The following is a 956-nucleotide window of genomic DNA, read 5'->3' as shown; positions in this document are numbered from 1 at the left end:
GGTCACAGCAGGCCACGTCGAGCCAACATTACGCACAGTTACCAAACTGGCTGGGGTTTCACGCCCACCCCGGTTAACTTCGAAGACCCCTCAAACCCTGCCCCCTACTCGGCCACCTCCGCCTCTGATACGCCGCCAGACGCGGTCGCCGCAGCTTCTTCGTTTTTTCTTACAAAGTACGGAGAACCACGCTGCGGCCGCTCGCGCACACCGCCACACCGATTCGCCGGAAAGAGATCACATAGAGATCACTGTGGCTGTAATAATAGGTGATGCCAACTCCTGCCATTCATGGAGCACGTAGACTTCTGGCGTGGCCAGAGGAAGCTACGACGTGGTGATCGTGGGCGCGGGCCCGGCTGGGAGCGTGGCCGCCTTCGCATTGAAGCGACAGAACCCTCGCCTTCGCGTGCTTCTGACCGACAAGGCTGTTTTCCCGCGCGATAAGGCGTGCGGTGACGGCCTCGGCGCCGGGGCCGTTGCGGCCCTACGCCGCCTGGGCCTGCTTGGTGTTGTCCATGATGCCATTTCACCGTTAAACGTGCGAGTCAGCGGACCTGACGGAACCGAGGCGACGGCGGTCGGCCCGACGGTCGCCGGCCGCGATCTTTCCGGGTATGTACTTCCACGTGAGATCCTCGACGCGCGTCTCGTTGCTGCGGCACGCGAGGTCGGAGTTGAAATTCGAGAAGGCATATCATACCATTCATCGGGGCTGACCGCTAACAGCCGGATTATCACATTTCAAATCGGTTCGGAATCGAGCTCCGTCGAGGCAGCCCCTGATGATCGGTGCCGATGGCGCCTATTCTCGGGTACGACGCGATCTTGGAGTCGGTCGCCAGGATGACCGATTCTCCTCGATCGCCATACGCTCATATGCCAAGTTCTCGGATCCGCGCCGCGCCCCGCAGGAGGTTATGCCGCTCCGACTTGACTTCAGTGACAAGGGGGAC

At 61.2% G+C, this 956-nt stretch carries 1 protein-coding gene; it reads left to right on the top strand.

Annotated elements, in window-relative coordinates; all coding sequences use genetic code 11:
• Positions 1–313: 313 nt before the first annotated feature.
• The gene (locus ACY5KJ_RS17810) at positions 314–850 is read left to right on the top strand and encodes an NAD(P)/FAD-dependent oxidoreductase (RefSeq protein WP_462203898.1); all 537 of its coding nucleotides are present in this window, start codon (positions 314–316) and stop codon (positions 848–850) included.
• The last annotated feature ends 106 nt before the right edge of the window (positions 851–956 follow it).

Source organism: Frankia sp. CcWB3 (genome assembly GCF_977927595.1).
Note: the sequence above shows the minus strand (reverse complement) of the source record. Positions and strands in the feature narration are given on the sequence as shown.